The sequence below is a fragment of the Streptomyces sp. NPDC047049 genome (assembly GCF_040643995.1).
Classification (GTDB): Bacteria; Actinomycetota; Actinomycetes; order Streptomycetales; family Streptomycetaceae; genus Streptomyces; species Streptomyces mooreae.
In genome coordinates this window covers 214,396-229,443 of sequence record NZ_JBEYVM010000003.1, presented here as the reverse complement: position 1 = coordinate 229,443, position 15,048 = coordinate 214,396, and the positions used below count along the sequence as shown (strand labels likewise).

Here is a 15,048-nt window from a genome sequence, read left to right as displayed (position 1 = left end):
GGCGCGAGACCTAAGCCACACCGGGACGCGACGCGAAGCCCAGGAATCCGGGCCTACCCTGGGATACCAGGGGACTTAGGTTCCTCACTGGCGCCCCGAGCACACTCCGTGTGGGCAAGCTCACCCCAGGGAACGGGTCGGCACGCGGTGTCGCCAGTCCCTAAAATCGCCGCATCCATTTGTTACGGCGAAGCGCCAAGGAAGGACCCATCGTGCGCAAGGTGCTCATCGCCAACCGTGGCGAAATCGCTGTTCGCGTTGCCCGTGCATGCCGGGACGCGGGGATCGCAAGCGTGGCTGTCTACGCCGACCCCGACCGGGACGCACTGCACGTACGCGCGGCAGACGAGGCGTACGCCTTGGGCGGTGACACTCCTGCCACCAGTTACCTGGACATCGCCAAGGTCCTGGCTGCCGCCGCCGATTCGGGTGCGGACGCCATCCACCCGGGATACGGCTTCCTGTCGGAGAACGCCGAGTTCGCGCAGGCCGTCCTGGACGCGGGGCTGACCTGGATCGGGCCGCCCCCGCAGGCCATCCGCGACCTCGGTGACAAGGTCGCCGCGAGGCACATCGCCCAGCGGGCCGGTGCCCCCCTGGTCGCCGGCACCCCCGACCCGGTCTCCGGTGCGGAGGAGGTCGTGACCTTCGCCAAGGAGCACGGTCTGCCGATCGCGATCAAGGCGGCCTTCGGTGGCGGCGGCCGTGGCCTGAAGGTCGCCCGCACCCTCGAAGAGGTCCCGGAGCTGTATGACTCCGCGGTGCGCGAGGCGGTCGCCGCGTTCGGCCGCGGCGAGTGCTTCGTCGAGCGGTACCTCGACCGTCCGCGGCACGTCGAGACGCAGTGCCTGGCCGACAAGCACGGCAACGTCGTCGTGGTCTCGACCCGTGACTGCTCGCTGCAGCGCCGCCACCAGAAGCTGGTGGAGGAGGCCCCGGCCCCGTTCCTGACCAAGGAGCAGAACGCCGAGCTGTACCGCGCCTCCAAGGCCATCCTCAAGGAGGCCGGCTACGAGGGCGCCGGCACCTGTGAATTCCTCGTCGGCCAGGACGGCACCATCTCCTTCCTGGAGGTCAACACCCGCCTCCAGGTCGAGCACCCGGTCACCGAAGAGGTCACCGGCCTCGACCTGGTCCGCGAGATGTTCCGGATCGCCGACGGTGAGGAGCTCGGCTACGACGACCCGGCCGTCCGCGGTCATTCGTTCGAGTTCCGCATCAACGGCGAGGACCCGGGCCGCAACTTCCTCCCGGCCCCCGGCACGGTCACCGCCTTCGCCGCCCCGGCCGGTCCGGGCGTGCGCCTGGACGCGGGCGTGGAGTCCGGTTCCGTCATCGGTCCGGCCTGGGACTCCCTCCTCGCCAAGCTGATCGTCACCGGCGCCAGCCGTGAGCAGGCCCTGCAGCGCGCCGCCCGTGCGCTGGCGGAGTTCACCGTCGAGGGCATGGCCACCGCCATCCCCTTCCACCGCACGGTCGTCACGGACCCGGCGTTCGCTCCCGAACTCACCGGCTCCAAGGAACCGTTCACGGTCCACACCCGCTGGATCGAGACCGAGTTCGTCAACGAGATCCCCCCGTTCGTCGCACCGGGCGCGGACGAGGCCGAGGCCGACTCCCGCGAGACGGTCGTCGTCGAGGTCGGCGGCAAGCGCCTGGAGGTCTCGCTGCCGTCCTCGCTGGGCATGCCGCTGGCCCGGGCCGCGGTCGCCGGCGGTGCCAAGCCCAAGCGCAAGGCCGCCAAGAAGTCCGGCTCCGCCGCCTCCGGCGACGCGCTCGCCTCCCCGATGCAGGGCACCATCGTCAAGGTGGCCGTCGAGGAGGGCCAGCAGGTCGCCGAGGGCGAGCTGGTCGTCGTCCTGGAAGCCATGAAGATGGAGCAGCCGCTCAACGCGCACCGCTCCGGCACCATCAAGGGCCTGACCGCCGAGGTCGGCGCCGCCCTCACGTCCGGCGCCGTGATCTGCGAGATCAAGGACTGACGCGACGGCATCCCGCCAGCGCGCGAGGGGCCCCCGGCTGCCGGCCGGGGGCCCCTCGCGTTCGTTCCGCCCGGCTACGAGTTGCCCACCACGTCCTCCGGGAAGCTCAGCGACCGGCTCATCCACTCCAGCGCGGCGGGCAGTTCACGCCGCCAGGTGGCGAAGTTGTGGCTGCCGTGGGCGAGGACGATCGAGTCCGCCTTCATCGGCGGCCGGACCGCGGCCAGGAAGGCCCGGGCCGCCGGGTAGTTCTTCTCGCCGGTGCGGCTCGTGCCCACCAGGACGTCCACCCGGGGAGCGGGCAGGTGCCGCAGCCGCCACATCAGGTCGTGCTCCTGGCGGTGGCGGACCCGGCCTTGCCCCTCGCCGAAGAGGTTGCCCGTCGTGGGGTCGTTGCTGACCTTGTAGTCGGGCGAGAGGGCGGCCGCCGAGGTGTACGTACGGTCGTGCCGCATGGCGAGCTGCAGGGCACAGCTGCCGCCCGAGGAGTAGCCCATGACGCCCCAGCCGCCGGGGTCGTGGCCGACGCGGTAGCGGGACTTGAGCGCGTCCGGCACATCGCGGGCGAAGAAGGTCTCGGCCTGCGGGCCGCCCGGCACGTCGACGCACTGGGTGTCGCGCGGCGGCGCGATGGTGGGCCGCAGCATCACGATGACGGTCGGCTGCATCCGGCCTTCCCGGATCAGCCGGCCGGCGGTCTGCGGCAGCCGCAGGTGCTGGCCGAGCAGGAAGGTGCCCCCCGGATAGCCGCTGAGCGCGACGACGACGGGGAACCGCTGGCGGGCGTACTGGGGCTGGAAGTACTGCGGCGGCAGGTAGACGTACGCCGGGTCCACCGCCCGGGTCCGCTTTCCCACGATCCGTACGGACTCGACCTTGCCCACCAGGGACGGCTCCCCCCTCGGCAGACCGTGCACCTTGTCCAGACCGTCCGCCCCCGAGGCCTGCACCAGGCCCTTCGACGGATCACCGGCGGGCCCGGCCGTCCCCCCGTCGCCCCATTTGCCGACGGCGGCCGGCGCATCGTCGTACAGCCCGAGCAGTTCGTGCCAGGAGCCGTAGAACTGGAAGTTGGCGTTCACCGCCAGCCCCAGCGCCGCCACGACGGCCAGCTGCGTCGCGGCGATCACCCCCAGCCGCCCCAGCACCGCCCGCACCCCGCGCCCGGCGAACCGCGGCCACAGCCAGAGCGTGAGCCCCACACAGACCACGGCGACCGCGGCCACGGCACAAAACAGCGATCGACTGGTCAGTCCCATGACTCTTCCCCAGGTGTTCCGCGCCGCGCGCCGCTCCCCCGGCGGCCCGTCACGGCGTATCCCAGACCCCCCGGAACCCCCCGGAAGACCTCGTTGCGCCTGGTTTGATGACCCCTCGCGGCGACACGTTGCGACCCCGGCACGGTGTTCGGCCGCGCGACCACCGGGGGATGCCGGGGCTTCATGCCCGGTCCGCCGGACGGTCACCTGGCGGGCGGGCAGGCCGCTTCAAGGGAGCACTCCGCCGGCTCCGCCACCTTGCGTGCACACGGCACCGGGGCACCCCTCAAGCGCGCAATGGCATCCTGGACCCACCGGGCCGCGACCGGCCCGGTCGAGGGAGGACGGCGATGGGGACCGAGACGGCAGGGCAGCGGGGGTCGGCGCGGGGTCCGGTGGTGAGCGGGACGGCGCGGACGCCGGATGTGCGTCCGATGCGGGCCGATGCGCGGCGCAATTACGAGCGGCTGCTGAGCGAGGCCCGTACGGCCTTCACCGAGCACGGCACGGACACTTCGCTGGAGGACATCGCGCGTCGTGCCGGCGTCGGCATCGGCACCCTCTACCGCCACTTCCCGAACCGGACGGCCCTGATGGGCGCGGTCTTCCAGGGCGAGGTGGACGCCCTGCTGGCGCACGCCAGAGAGCTCGCGGACGCGCCGCAGCCGTGCGCCGCGCTGGTCGAATGGCTGCGCGCGATCATCACCCACGCCAGTACCTACCGCGGGCTGTCGCGCGCGCTGATGACGGCATCGGCGGACGACAGTTCGGGGATGGCGCGGTGCAGCGTGCCGATGCGGGAGGCCGGGGACGCGCTGCTGACCCGCGCCCAGCAGGCCGGAGCCGTACGCCCCGATGTGAGCATCAGCGATCTGATGCAGCTGACCAACGGCATCTCACTGGCCGTGGAGGAATCCCCGGACGACCCTCAGCTCGCCGACCGGCTGCTGACCCTCACCCTGAGCGGGCTGAAGGGCGGCGCGCGGAAGCCGTAGGGGGGCGGCGACGGCCCCGAGCCGGGGCGGCGCGCCCGGGCGGCGCGCCTCCGGCTCCTGGGGTCAGCGCCGTCGCGGGGCGAGGTCGGCGACCCGGCCGCCCGAAGCCTCGGACAGGGGTGCGGCCGAGCGGAGCTGCGGTCCGCCGCCCCCGCCGCCCGGCGCATGGCTGCGCCGCTGGCCCGGCAGCGGGACGTCCCGCCGGGGGCCTCTGCGGTCCCCGGCACCCCCCTCCATCCCGGGCTGCCCCGGCCCGCGGCCGGTGGCCGGACCGCCGGCGACGGCGATCTGCACGCCCTGATCGGCCAGCGCCTGCAGCTCCGTGGCGGCGCGGTCGTCGTGGCCCGGCGGCTCGTCCGTGACGAGTCGCGTGATCACATCCGTCGGCACGGTCTGGAACATCGTGTCGGACCCCAGCTTGGTGTGGTCGGCGAGCACCACCACCTCCCCCGCCGCCTGCACCAGCGCCCGGTCGACGCTGGCGGAGAGCATGTTCGAGGTGGACAGCCCGCGCTCGGCGGTCAGGCCACTGCCCGACAGGAAGGCGCGGGACACCCGCAGACCCTGGAGGGACTGCTCGGCACCGCTGCCGACCAGCGCGTAGTTGGAGCCGCGCAGGGTGCCGCCGGTCATCACGACCTCGACGCGGTTGGCATGGGCCAACGCCTGGGCGACCAGCAGCGAGTTGGTGACGACGGTCAGACCGGGGACCCGGGCGAGCCGGCGGGCCAGCTCCTGGGTGGTCGTTCCGGCGCCGACGACGATGGCCTCGCCCTCTTCGACGAAGCCGGCCGCGAGATCGGCGATGGCCGTCTTCTCCGCGGTCGCTAGATGGGACTTCTGTGGGAATCCGGATTCGCGAGTAAAGCCTCCCGGCAGGACCGCACCGCCGTGGCGGCGGTCGAGCAGCCCTTCTGCCTCCAGCGCCCGCACGTCCCGCCGTACGGTTACTTCGGAGGTCTGGACGACGCGGGCGAGCTCCCGGAGCGATACGGCTCCATTGGCGCGCACCATTTCAAGGATCAATTGGCGACGTTCTGCAGCGAACACGAAACTGACAGTAACGCCAACGACCGTCTGTTTTCAGCAGGTTGCACCAATTAACGGAAGTTCTGCGCACCGCGGAGCGTGACGTGGTATGCGGTGTGCATATGTCGTGCGAATGCCGAACGGCCGCGCGGCGCGACCCGCTTGGCGCCTGGTCAGCCGCCGTGCGGTGCCCCCGTGACGACGGTGCGGCGGGCCGGACCGGCCCCCGGCCGACGCAGGGACGTTTCATCCGCAGTGCTCAGCGATGGCACAAACATTCCCATCACCCGACCGTCGCCGTCCGATTATCGCCCCGATCGCCCGCTTGCCGGTCTACTCGCCGGCCGCCTTGCGGATGTGCAGCTGGCGGGCGACCTCGGCGAGCGAACCGGACAGCGAGGGGTAGACCGTGAACGTGTTGGCGATCTGCTCGACGGTCAGATTGTTGTCGACCGCGATCGAGATGGGGTGGATCAGCTCACTGGCGCGCGGGGAGACGACCACACCCCCGACGACGATGCCGGTGCCGGGGCGGCAGAACAGCTTCACGAAGCCGTCGCGGATGCCCTGCATCTTGGCGCGCGGGTTGCGCAGCAGCGGGAGCTTCACGACCCGGGCGTCGATCTTGCCGCTGTCGACGTCGGCCTGGGAGTAGCCGACGGTGGCGATCTCCGGGTCGGTGAAGACGTTCGCGGAGACGGTCTTGAGGTTCAGCGGCGTGACCGCGTCGCCGAGGAAGTGGTACATCGCGATCCGGCCCTGCATCGCGGCGACCGACGCCAGCGCGAAGATGCCGGTGCAGTCACCCGCCGCGTACACCCCCGGGGCGGTGGTGCGGGAGACCTTGTCGGTCCAGACGTGGCCGGACTCCTTGAGCTTGACGCCGGCCGCTTCCAGCCCGATGCCCTCGGTGTTGGGGATGGAGCCCACGGCCATCAGGCAGTGCGTACCGGAGATCGTGCGGCCGTCCGACAGGGTGACCTCGACGCGGTCGCCGACCCGTTTGGCGGACTGGGCGCGGGAGCGCGACATGACGTTCATGCCGCGGCGGCGGAAGACGTCCTCCAGTACGGCGGCCGCGTCCGGGTCCTCGCCCGGCAGCACGCGGTCACGGGAGGAGACGAGGGTGACGCGGGAGCCGAGCGCCTGGTAGGCGCCGGCGAACTCGGCACCGGTGACACCGGAGCCGACCACGATCAGCTCTTCGGGCAGCTCGTCGAGGTCGTAGACCTGCGTCCAGTTCAGGATCCGCTCGCCGTCGGGGAGCGCGTCGGGGATCTCGCGGGGGTGCGCGCCGGTGGCGATCAGCACCGCGTCCGCGATCAGGCCCTCGGTCGTGCCGTCGGCGGCGGTGACCGTCACCTTGCGGGAGCCGTCCGGCGCCTGGCCCGGCTCCAGCCGGCCGCGGCCGCGCATGACCCGGCCGCCGGCGCGGGTGACGGACGCGGTGATGTCGTGCGACTGGGCGAGCGCGAGGCGCTTGACCCGTCGGTTGACCTTGCCGAGGTCGACGCCGACGACCCGGGCGGGCCGGTCGTTGTACGGGGTGTCGTCCTCGACGATGATGCCGAGCTCTTCGTACGACGAATCGAAGGTGGTCATCACCTCGGCCGTGGCGATAAGAGTCTTCGACGGCACGCAGTCGGTCAGCACCGACGCCCCGCCCAGACCGTCGCAGTCGACGACGGTCACCTCCGCGCCGAGAGAGGCGGCCACCAGGGCCGCTTCGTATCCGCCGGGTCCGCCACCGATGATCACGATCCGAGTCACGTACTCCATTGTCCCGCACACCCTTGCGCCGCTCTCCCCCGGGGGCGGGCTGCCGTCCCCGGGGGCGGCCGGGGCGCGCCCGGCCAGGCCTCTTGTGCGAACCTCCGGTACCACGGGCCCGGCGGTCAACCTCCCGTACCCTCGGAACCATGTCGCTCTACGCCGCGTACGCCGGCAACCTCGACGCGCGGCTGATGTCCCGCCGCGCACCGCACTCGCCGCTGCGCGGCACCGGCTGGCTGGACGGCTGGCGGCTCACCTTCGGGGGCGAGCAGATGGGCTGGGAGGGCGCGCTGGCGACGGTCGTCGAATCCCCCGGCTCCCAGCTCTTCGTCGCGCTCTACGACATCGCGCCCATGGACGAGGAGTCCATGGACCGCTGGGAGGGCGTGGGCATGGACATCTACCGCCGGATGCGGGTGCGGGTGCACACCCTCGACGGCGAGGAGACGGCGTGGATCTACGTCCTCAACGGCTATGAGGGCGGTCTGCCCTCCGCCCGCTATCTGGGCGAGATCGCGGACGCCGCGGAGTCGGCGGGCGCGCCGCACGACTATGTGATGGAGCTGCGCAAGCGGCCCTGCTGACGGGCGGCCGCGCCGGGCACACCGCCGGGCGCATCCCTGACGCGCGCCGGGCGCACCCCGGCACGCACCGCCGTACGGGTGCCGCGACGCGCCCGGGACGACATGTTCGGCAAAACCCACAAGACGACGATCTCAGGACCGTGAGCAGCCACATCTACGCGCGTAGGGGAATACCGGCTACCCTCGTCCGCGTGAACGCATCTGTTACCCCGGACATCGCCCGTGACCCGCAGGGCGCCGCCTCCGACGCCGCCGCCCGCCTGCGCCAGCTGACCGGCGCCGAGACCCATGACGTCGCCCTGGTGATGGGCTCCGGCTGGGCGCCGGCCGCCGAGGCCCTGGGCGCGCCCGAGCACGAATTCCCCGTCACCGAGCTGCCCGGCTTCCCGGCGCCGGCCGTCGCCGGACACGGCGGCACGATCCGCTCGTACCGGGTCGGCGACAAGCGGGCGCTGGTCTTCCTGGGCCGTACGCACTACTACGAGGGCCGTGGCGTCGCCGCGGTCGCGCACGGCGTCCGTACCGCCGCCGCGGCCGGCTGCAAGACCATCGTGCTCACCAACGGGTGCGGCGGCCTGCGCGACGGCATGCGCCCCGGCCAGCCGGTCCTCATCAGCGACCACCTCAACCTGACCGCCACCTCCCCGATCGCCGGCGCGAACTTCGTCGACCTGACGGACCTGTACTCGCCGCGGCTGCGCGCGCTGTGCAAGGAGATCGACCCGAGCCTGGAGGAGGGCGTCTACGCCCAGTTCCCCGGCCCGCACTACGAGACCCCGGCCGAGATCAAGATGATCCGGACGCTGGGCGCCGACCTGGTCGGGATGTCCACCGTCCTGGAGGCCATCGCGGCGCGCGAGGCCGGCGCCGAGGTGCTCGGGCTGTCGCTGGTGACGAACCTGGCCGCCGGAATGACGGGCGAACCGCTCAACCACGAAGAGGTGCTGCAGGCCGGCCGCGACTCCGCGACCCGGATGGGCAGCCTGCTCGCCCAGGTGCTCGGCAAGCTCTGAGGCGCCCCGGCACCCAGGCACTCCGGCACTCCGGCGCCGGCCCCAGGGAGATGACGGGCGGCGGCCACGGCGGGTGGGCGACACCCGCCGGGCTGCCCCGCCGCCGTCAGCACCGCACCGGCGCCCGGCCGCCGGCCGGCCCGCCCTCCGCGCGGCGCCGCCGTCCCCCGTACGCCGCCGCCCTCACCCGCCGCCGTCCCCCGCACGCTGCCATCCAGCGGCATTGGCCGGTTCTGCGGCTCCCCTCATGCGCTGGGCGGGTATGCGTGACGAGCCGGGCGGGGTCCTCCCCCGGCAGCGCCCCCAGCGCGCCCCTCACCCGTATTCACCGTCAGGAGCATCACGTGGCTACCGATCCCGCGGAGCTGATCAACCGGGCCCAGGCATGGCTGGCCGAGGACCCCGACCCGGAGACCCGCGAGGAGCTGTCCAAGCTCATCGAGGCCGCCGCCGGCGACGACCGGATCGCGGCCGAGCTGGCCGCGCGGTTCGCCGGCACCCTCCAGTTCGGCACCGCCGGGCTGCGCGGGGAGCTGGGCGCGGGCCCGATGCGGATGAACCGCTCCGTGGTCATCCGGGCGGCGGCCGGTCTCGCCGCGTACCTCAAGGCGCAGGGCGACGGCGCCGGGCTGGTCGTCATCGGCTACGACGCCCGCCACAAGAGCGCCGACTTCGCCCGCGACACGGCGGCCGTGATGGTCGGCGCGGGCCTGCGCGCCGCGGTGCTGCCGCGCCCGCTGCCCACTCCGGTCCTGGCCTTCGCGATAAGGCACCTGGGCGCGGTGGCCGGTGTCGAGGTCACCGCCAGCCACAACCCGCCGCGCGACAACGGCTACAAGGTCTACCTGGGCGACGGTTCGCAGATCGTGCCGCCCGCGGACGGCGAGATCGCCGACCGGATCGCCGCGGTCGGCCCGCTGGCCGGCGTGCCGCGCCCCGAGGCCGGCTGGGAAACCCTCGACGAGGCGGTCCTGAACGCCTATCTGGCGCGTACGGACGCGGTGCTGACGCCCGGCTCCCCCCGGGACACCAAGGTCGTCTACACCCCGATGCACGGCGTCGGCCGGGACACCCTCGTCGCCGCCTTCGCCCGCGCCGGGTTCCCGGCCCCGGTGGTCGTCGCGGAACAGGCCGAGCCGGACCCGGACTTCCCGACGGTCGCCTTCCCCAACCCGGAGGAGCCGGGCGCGATGGACCTCGCGTTCGCCACCGCCCGCGACCGGGCCGCGGACGCCGACATCGTGATCGCCAACGACCCCGACGCGGACCGCTGCGCTGTCGCCGTCCCCGACCCCGCCGCGCCGGACGGCTGGCGGATGCTGCGCGGCGACGAGGTCGGCGCGCTGCTCGCCGCCCACCTGGTGAGCAAGCGCGCGTCCGGCACCTTCGCGACGACCATCGTCTCCTCGCAGCTGATGTCCCGTATCGCGGCCGCCTCGTCGCTCCCGTACGAGGAGACGCTGACCGGCTTCAAGTGGCTGGCGCGGGTGGACGGCCTGCGGTACGCCTTCGAGGAGGCCCTTGGCTACTGCGTCGACCCGGAGGGCGTGCGCGACAAGGACGGCATCACCGCCGCGCTGCTGATCACCGAGCTGGCCGCGGAACTCAAGCAGGCCGGGCGCACCCTCACCGACCTGCTCGACGACCTGGCGCTGGAATTCGGGCTGCACGCCACCGACCAGCTCTCGGTACGCGTGGAGGACCTGTCGCTGATCGCCGGTGCCATGCGCACGCTGCGCGAGCAGCCGCCGGCCGCGCTCGCGGGCCTGGCCGTGACCCGGGCCGACGACCTCAACCGGGGTACGGAGACGCTGCCGCCGACCGATGGTCTGCGCTACTACCTGTCCGGCTCACCGGAGGCCGGTATCGAGGCCGCCCGTGTGGTGGTCCGTCCCAGCGGCACCGAGCCCAAGCTCAAGTGCTATCTGGAGGTCGTGGTGCCGGTGGCCTCCCCCGAGGCGCTGCCCGAGGCCCGGACGAAGGCCGCCGCGGCGCTGGCGTCCCTCAAGCGGGACATGGCGGCGGCGGCCGGAATCTAAGGGGTTTCCCGGGGGCCTCCCGGGATTCCGGGGGCCTCCCGGGATTCCGGTGGGCCCTCCTGGTTTTCCGGTGGGCCCTCCTGGTTTTCCGGTGGGCCCTCCTGGCCTTTCTCAGGGGTGTGCCGAGGGGCGGGGCGACGGCGCGCCGCCCCTACAGCGCCGCCATCACGGTGAGCCCGGCCGCGCCCACCACGATCGGCGCGATGACCGCGTACGCCCAGCGCACCACCGGCTCGCCCTGGGCGCTCTCGCGGCCCGCGGCCCGCTCCTGGACCTCGCGCAGCTCCGCGAGCGCCTGGTCGGCCATGGCGAGCGGCACCGGGCCGTCGTCGCCGGCCCGCGGTCCGAACCGGGGGCCGGGCGTGGCGCCCCGCCGCGCCTGCCGGCCGGCCTTCTTCCGCTGCCGCAGCGAGACCGGGATCGCCCACAGCTGGTACGTCGTGCCGGAGGTGCTGACCGCCTCGGTCGAGAACGCCGCGCGCAGCGTCTCCACCGAGCCCCACGGCAGCGTGACCGTACGGAACGGATTGCGCACCGTCAGCCGGTCATCGCCCGCCCGCACCAGCGGCCGCAGGGTGTAGGCGACCACCAGCGGCACCCCGAGGAGCAGCGCGAAGACCGCCATGAGCTTGGTGTGCGCGGCGCCCCGCAGCAGCGCGTCCCCGCCGAGCCAGCCGCCGAGCAGGAGGAGGAATACGCCGCCCGCGAGGGCCGCGGGCGAGCGGTAGCTGCGCTCCGCGTACTGCTGCTGGGGCGGGGAGGACCGGTCCTGGCTCGTCATGCCGCCGATTCTGCCCGACCGTCCGGATGCCGGACATTGCGTTACGGCATCATTCGCGCGCGTGCCGGGGAGCGCCCCGGGCCCCGGGTACGGTCGCGTCCGGCACCGGTGACCTGGCATGCGGGGCCGCCGGCCGCCGCTCTCCCCCGGCCCCACCCGGCCGGATTCGGACAGCCGAAGGGGATGACATGGCGCTACGCGCGTAGATATGCTCACCTCGTGACCATGCCCATCACTGTTCCCGCATACGGCAAGGAAGCCGCGGGGCGTCTGGCGTCAATGGCGGACGTGACCGCCGACGACGGTGCGCTGCGCCGCTTCCTCCACGGCCTCCCCGGCGTCGACGCGGTCGGCCTCGAAGCCCGCGCCGCCGGCCTCGGCACCCGCTCGATCAAGACGACGGCGAAGGCGTACGCCATCGATCTCGCCATCTCGATGATCGACCTGACGACCCTCGAAGGCGCGGACACCCCGGGCAAGGTCCGGGCGCTGTGCGCCAAGGGCGTCCACCCGGACCCCACCGACCGCACCAGCCCCAAGGTCGCGGCGATCTGCGTCTACCCGGACATGGTCGCCACCGCCAAGGAAGCCCTCGGCGACTCCGGCATCCACGTAGCGTCCGTCGCCACCGCTTTCCCGGCCGGCCGCGCCGCGCTGCCGGTCAAGCTCGCCGACACCCGGGACGCGGTCGCGGCCGGCGCCGACGAGATCGACATGGTGATCGACCGGGGTGCCTTCCTCTCCGGCCGCTACATGGCCGTCTTCGAGGAGATCAAGGCCGTCAAGGAGGCGTGCGCCCGGCCTGGGGGCACCTCCCAGTCGGAGACTGGGGGAGGCAGCGCCGCGCACCTCAAGGTGATCTTCGAGACCGGCGAACTCCAGACGTACGACAACGTCCGCCGGGTCTCCTGGCTGGCGATGCTCGCGGGCGCCGACTTCATCAAGACCTCCACCGGCAAGGTCGCCGTCAACGCCACCCCGCCGGTCACCCTCCTGATGCTGGAGGCGGTCCGCGACTTCCACGCCGCGACCGGCGTCCAGGTCGGGGTGAAGCCGGCCGGCGGCATCCGGACGACCAAGGACGCGATCAAGTACCTGGTCATGGTCAACGAAACCCTCGGCGAGCCCTGGCTGACCGCCGACTGGTTCCGCTTCGGCGCCTCCAGCCTCCTCAACGACCTGCTGATGCAGCGCCAGAAGCTCAGCACCGGCCGCTACTCCGGCCCCGACTACGTCACGGTGGACTGAGGCTCCCATGACCTTCGATTACGCACCCGCACCCGAGTCCCGCGCGGTCGTCGACATCGCGCCGTCCTACGGCCTGTTCATCGACGGCGAGTTCGCCCCGGCCTGTGACGGCAAGGTCTTCAAGACCGTCTCCCCGTCGTCCGAGGAAGTCCTCTCCGAGGTCGCCCAGGCGAGCGCCGAGGACGTCGACCGCGCCGTGAAGGCCGCCCGCAAGGCCTTCGAGAAGTGGTCCGCGCTGCCCGGCGCCGAGCGGGCCAAGTACCTGTTCCGGATCGCCCGGCTCCTCCAGGAGCGCTCGCGCGAGCTGGCCGTGCTGGAGTCGCTGGACAACGGCAAGCCGATCCGCGAGTCCCGGGACGCCGACCTGCCGCTGGTCGCCGCGCACTTCTTCTACTACGCGGGCTGGGCCGACAAGCTCGACCACGCGGGGTACGGCCCGAACCCGCGCCCCCTGGGCGTCGCGGGCCAGGTCATCCCCTGGAACTTCCCCCTGCTCATGCTCGCGTGGAAGATCGCCCCGGCGCTGGCGACCGGCAACACGGTCGTCCTCAAGCCCGCCGAGACGACCCCGCTGTCCGCCCTGTTCTTCGCGGACATCTGCCGCCAGGCGGGCCTGCCCAAGGGCGTCGTCAACATCCTCACCGGCGACGGGTCCACGGGCGCCTCGCTGGTCGGGCACCCCGGCATCGACAAGGTGGCCTTCACCGGCTCCACCGAGGTCGGCAAGGCGATCGCCCGTACGGTGGCCGGCACCGACAAGAAGGTCACCCTCGAACTGGGCGGCAAGGCGGCGAACATCGTCTTCGACGACGCGCCGCTCGACCAGGCCGTCGAGGGCATCGTCAACGGCATCTTCTTCAACCAGGGCCACGTCTGCTGCGCGGGCTCGCGCCTGCTGGTCCAGGAGTCGGTGGCCGACGAGCTGCTGGACGCGCTCAAGCGCCGGATGCGGACCCTGCGCGTGGGCGACCCGCTCGACAAGAACACCGACATCGGCGCCATCAACTCCGCCGAGCAGCTGGCCCGGATCACCGCGCTGGCCGACGCGGGCGAGGCCGAGGGCGCCGAGCGCTGGTCGCCGTCCTGCGAACTCCCCTCCTCCGGCTACTGGTTCGCCCCGACGCTGTTCACCGGCGTCACCCAGGCGCACCGCATCGCCCGCGAGGAGATCTTCGGCCCGGTGCTGTCCGTGCTGACCTTCCGCACCCCCGCGGAGGCCGTGGAGAAGGCCAACAACACCCCGTACGGGCTCTCCGCCGGCATCTGGACGGAGAAGGGCTCGCGGATGCTGTGGATGGCGAACAAGCTGCGTGCGGGCATCGTCTGGTCCAACACGTTCAACAAGTTCGACCCGGCCTCGCCCTTCGGCGGCTACAAGGAGTCGGGCTACGGCCGCGAGGGCGGCCGGCACGGTCTGGAGGCGTACCTCGCCCCGTCGAGCCCGGAGGGCGCGCGCTGATGAACACTGTTGACCGCTTGAGTGTGCTCAAGACCTACAAGCTGTACGTCGGGGGCAAGTTCCCCCGGTCCGAGAGCGGGCGGGTGTACGAGGTGACCGACTCCAAGGGCGCATGGCTCGCCAACGCGCCGCTGGCCTCCCGCAAGGACGCCCGGGACGCGGTGGTCGCCGCCCGTAAGGCGTTCGGCGGCTGGTCGGGCGCCACGGCCTACAACCGCGGGCAGATCCTCTACCGCGTCGCCGAGATGCTGGAGGGCCGCCGCGACCAGTTCACCGCCGAGGTGGCCGCCGCCGAGGGCCTGTCCAAGGCGAAGGCGACGGCGCAGGTGGACGCGGCCATCGACCGCTGGGTGTGGTACGCGGGCTGGTCCGACAAGGTCGCCCAGATCGCCGGCGCCGCCAACCCCGTGGCCGGCCCGTACTTCAACCTCTCCGCCCCCGAGCCGACCGGTGTGGTCGCGGTCCTGGCCCCCCAGGACTCGTCGTTCCTCGGCCTGGTCTCGGTGATCGCCCCGGCGATCGTCACCGGCAACACGGTGGTCGTGGCGGCCGCCGAGGGCGCCCCGCTGCCCGCGCTCTCGCTGGCCGAGGTGCTCGCCACGTCCGATCTCCCGGGCGGTGTGGTCAACATCCTCTCGGGCCGTACGGCGGAGCTGGGCGCTCCGCTCGCCGCGCACCAGGACGTCAACGCCCTCGATCTCGCGGGCGCGGGCGACGAGCTGGCGACGGAGCTGGAAAAGGCCGCGGCCGACAACCTCAAGCGGGTGCTCCGCCCGGGGACGGTGAACTGGACCGCCGACCCCGGCACCGGCCGCCTGCTGAGCTTCCTGGAGACGAAGACGGTGTGGCACCCGATGGGCGTTTAGCCTGCTCGGGCGCTGCCCCG

The 15,048-nt window shown here is 72.7% G+C and carries 12 protein-coding genes; 8 read left to right on the top strand and 4 right to left on the bottom strand.

The genetic code is table 11. The features are described 5' to 3' along the window. The first annotated feature begins 212 nt into the window (after positions 1 to 212). Complete coding sequence (locus tag ABZ851_RS08965) at positions 213 to 1,982, top strand: biotin carboxylase N-terminal domain-containing protein (protein ID WP_361124205.1); 1,770 nt, start codon at positions 213 to 215, stop codon at positions 1,980 to 1,982. Between the two features lie 74 nt (positions 1,983 to 2,056). On the opposite strand, the gene ABZ851_RS08960 is transcribed toward ABZ851_RS08965, so the two are convergent. Next, positions 2,057 to 3,241: an alpha/beta hydrolase-fold protein gene (locus tag ABZ851_RS08960; protein WP_361124202.1), complete on the bottom strand. Its 1,185-nt coding sequence runs from the start codon at positions 3,239 to 3,241 to the stop codon at positions 2,057 to 2,059. A gap of 434 nt (positions 3,242 to 3,675) precedes the next feature. On the opposite strand from ABZ851_RS08960, the gene ABZ851_RS08955 reads away from it, so the two are divergent. Beyond that, positions 3,676 to 4,236: a TetR/AcrR family transcriptional regulator gene (locus tag ABZ851_RS08955; protein ID WP_093491873.1), complete on the top strand. Its 561-nt coding sequence runs from the start codon at positions 3,676 to 3,678 to the stop codon at positions 4,234 to 4,236. Positions 4,237 to 4,299: 63 nt separating this feature from the next. Here the strand turns inward: ABZ851_RS08955 and ABZ851_RS08950 are convergent, their stop codons facing one another. After that, positions 4,300 to 5,286, bottom strand: a complete 987-nt coding sequence (locus tag ABZ851_RS08950) for a DeoR/GlpR family DNA-binding transcription regulator (protein ID WP_361124200.1) — start codon at positions 5,284 to 5,286, stop codon at positions 4,300 to 4,302. Between the two features lie 312 nt (positions 5,287 to 5,598). Next, positions 5,599 to 7,044 carry an NAD(P)H-quinone dehydrogenase gene (locus tag ABZ851_RS08945; RefSeq protein ID WP_361124198.1) on the bottom strand — a complete coding sequence of 482 codons (1,446 nt, stop codon included), beginning with the start codon at positions 7,042 to 7,044 and terminating at the stop codon, positions 5,599 to 5,601. Positions 7,045 to 7,184: 140 nt separating this feature from the next. Here ABZ851_RS08945 and ABZ851_RS08940 point away from each other — a divergent pair, with 140 nt between their 5' ends. The 3 genes from ABZ851_RS08940 to ABZ851_RS08930 all read left to right on the top strand — a co-directional run bounded on the left by ABZ851_RS08940 (position 7,185) and on the right by ABZ851_RS08930 (position 10,674). Beyond that, positions 7,185 to 7,622 (top strand): gamma-glutamylcyclotransferase, encoded by a 438-nt coding sequence (locus ABZ851_RS08940; RefSeq protein ID WP_336050775.1) that lies wholly within the window; start codon positions 7,185 to 7,187, stop codon positions 7,620 to 7,622. Positions 7,623 to 7,813: 191 nt separating this feature from the next. Continuing rightward, a complete protein-coding gene (locus ABZ851_RS08935) occupies positions 7,814 to 8,635 on the top strand; it encodes a purine-nucleoside phosphorylase (RefSeq protein WP_361124195.1) in 822 nt (273 codons plus the stop codon). Between the two features lie 344 nt (positions 8,636 to 8,979). Next, complete coding sequence (locus ABZ851_RS08930; RefSeq protein WP_361124193.1) at positions 8,980 to 10,674, top strand: phospho-sugar mutase; 1,695 nt, start codon at positions 8,980 to 8,982, stop codon at positions 10,672 to 10,674. A 151-nt stretch (positions 10,675 to 10,825) separates the two neighbouring features. Here the strand turns inward: ABZ851_RS08930 and ABZ851_RS08925 are convergent, their stop codons facing one another. Then, positions 10,826 to 11,455 carry a PH domain-containing protein gene (locus ABZ851_RS08925; RefSeq protein ID WP_361124191.1) on the bottom strand — a complete coding sequence of 210 codons (630 nt, stop codon included), beginning with the start codon at positions 11,453 to 11,455 and terminating at the stop codon, positions 10,826 to 10,828. A gap of 225 nt (positions 11,456 to 11,680) precedes the next feature. On the opposite strand from ABZ851_RS08925, the gene deoC reads away from it, so the two are divergent. From deoC to ABZ851_RS08910, 3 genes are read left to right on the top strand one after another with little or no spacing between them, the layout of a single operon-like run. Further along, positions 11,681 to 12,703, top strand: coding sequence for a deoxyribose-phosphate aldolase (gene deoC, locus ABZ851_RS08920; protein ID WP_361124912.1), 1,023 nt, complete (start codon positions 11,681 to 11,683; stop codon positions 12,701 to 12,703). 7 nt (positions 12,704 to 12,710) lie between these two features. Continuing rightward, a complete protein-coding gene (locus tag ABZ851_RS08915) occupies positions 12,711 to 14,162 on the top strand; it encodes an aldehyde dehydrogenase family protein (RefSeq protein ID WP_361124189.1) in 1,452 nt (483 codons plus the stop codon). Next, a complete protein-coding gene (locus ABZ851_RS08910; RefSeq protein ID WP_093491876.1) occupies positions 14,162 to 15,028 on the top strand; it encodes an aldehyde dehydrogenase family protein in 867 nt (288 codons plus the stop codon). The genes ABZ851_RS08915 and ABZ851_RS08910 overlap by 1 nt, the downstream gene beginning before the upstream one ends. Positions 15,029 to 15,048: the final 20 nt, after the last annotated feature.

Coding starts and splice junctions, on each gene's coding strand:
- ABZ851_RS08960 (WP_361124202.1), bottom strand. CDS start 3,241: ATGGGACTGACCAGTCGATCGCTGTTTTGTGCCGTGGCCGCGGTCGCC.
- ABZ851_RS08955 (WP_093491873.1), top strand. CDS start 3,676: ATGCGGGCCGATGCGCGGCGCAATTACGAGCGGCTGCTGAGCGAGGCC.
- ABZ851_RS08945 (WP_361124198.1), bottom strand. CDS start 7,044: ATGGAGTACGTGACTCGGATCGTGATCATCGGTGGCGGACCCGGCGGA.
- ABZ851_RS08940 (WP_336050775.1), top strand. CDS start 7,185: ATGTCGCTCTACGCCGCGTACGCCGGCAACCTCGACGCGCGGCTGATG.
- ABZ851_RS08925 (WP_361124191.1), bottom strand. CDS start 11,455: ATGACGAGCCAGGACCGGTCCTCCCCGCCCCAGCAGCAGTACGCGGAG.
- deoC (WP_361124912.1), top strand. CDS start 11,681: ATGCCCATCACTGTTCCCGCATACGGCAAGGAAGCCGCGGGGCGTCTG.
- ABZ851_RS08915 (WP_361124189.1), top strand. CDS start 12,711: ATGACCTTCGATTACGCACCCGCACCCGAGTCCCGCGCGGTCGTCGAC.
- ABZ851_RS08910 (WP_093491876.1), top strand. CDS start 14,162: ATGAACACTGTTGACCGCTTGAGTGTGCTCAAGACCTACAAGCTGTAC.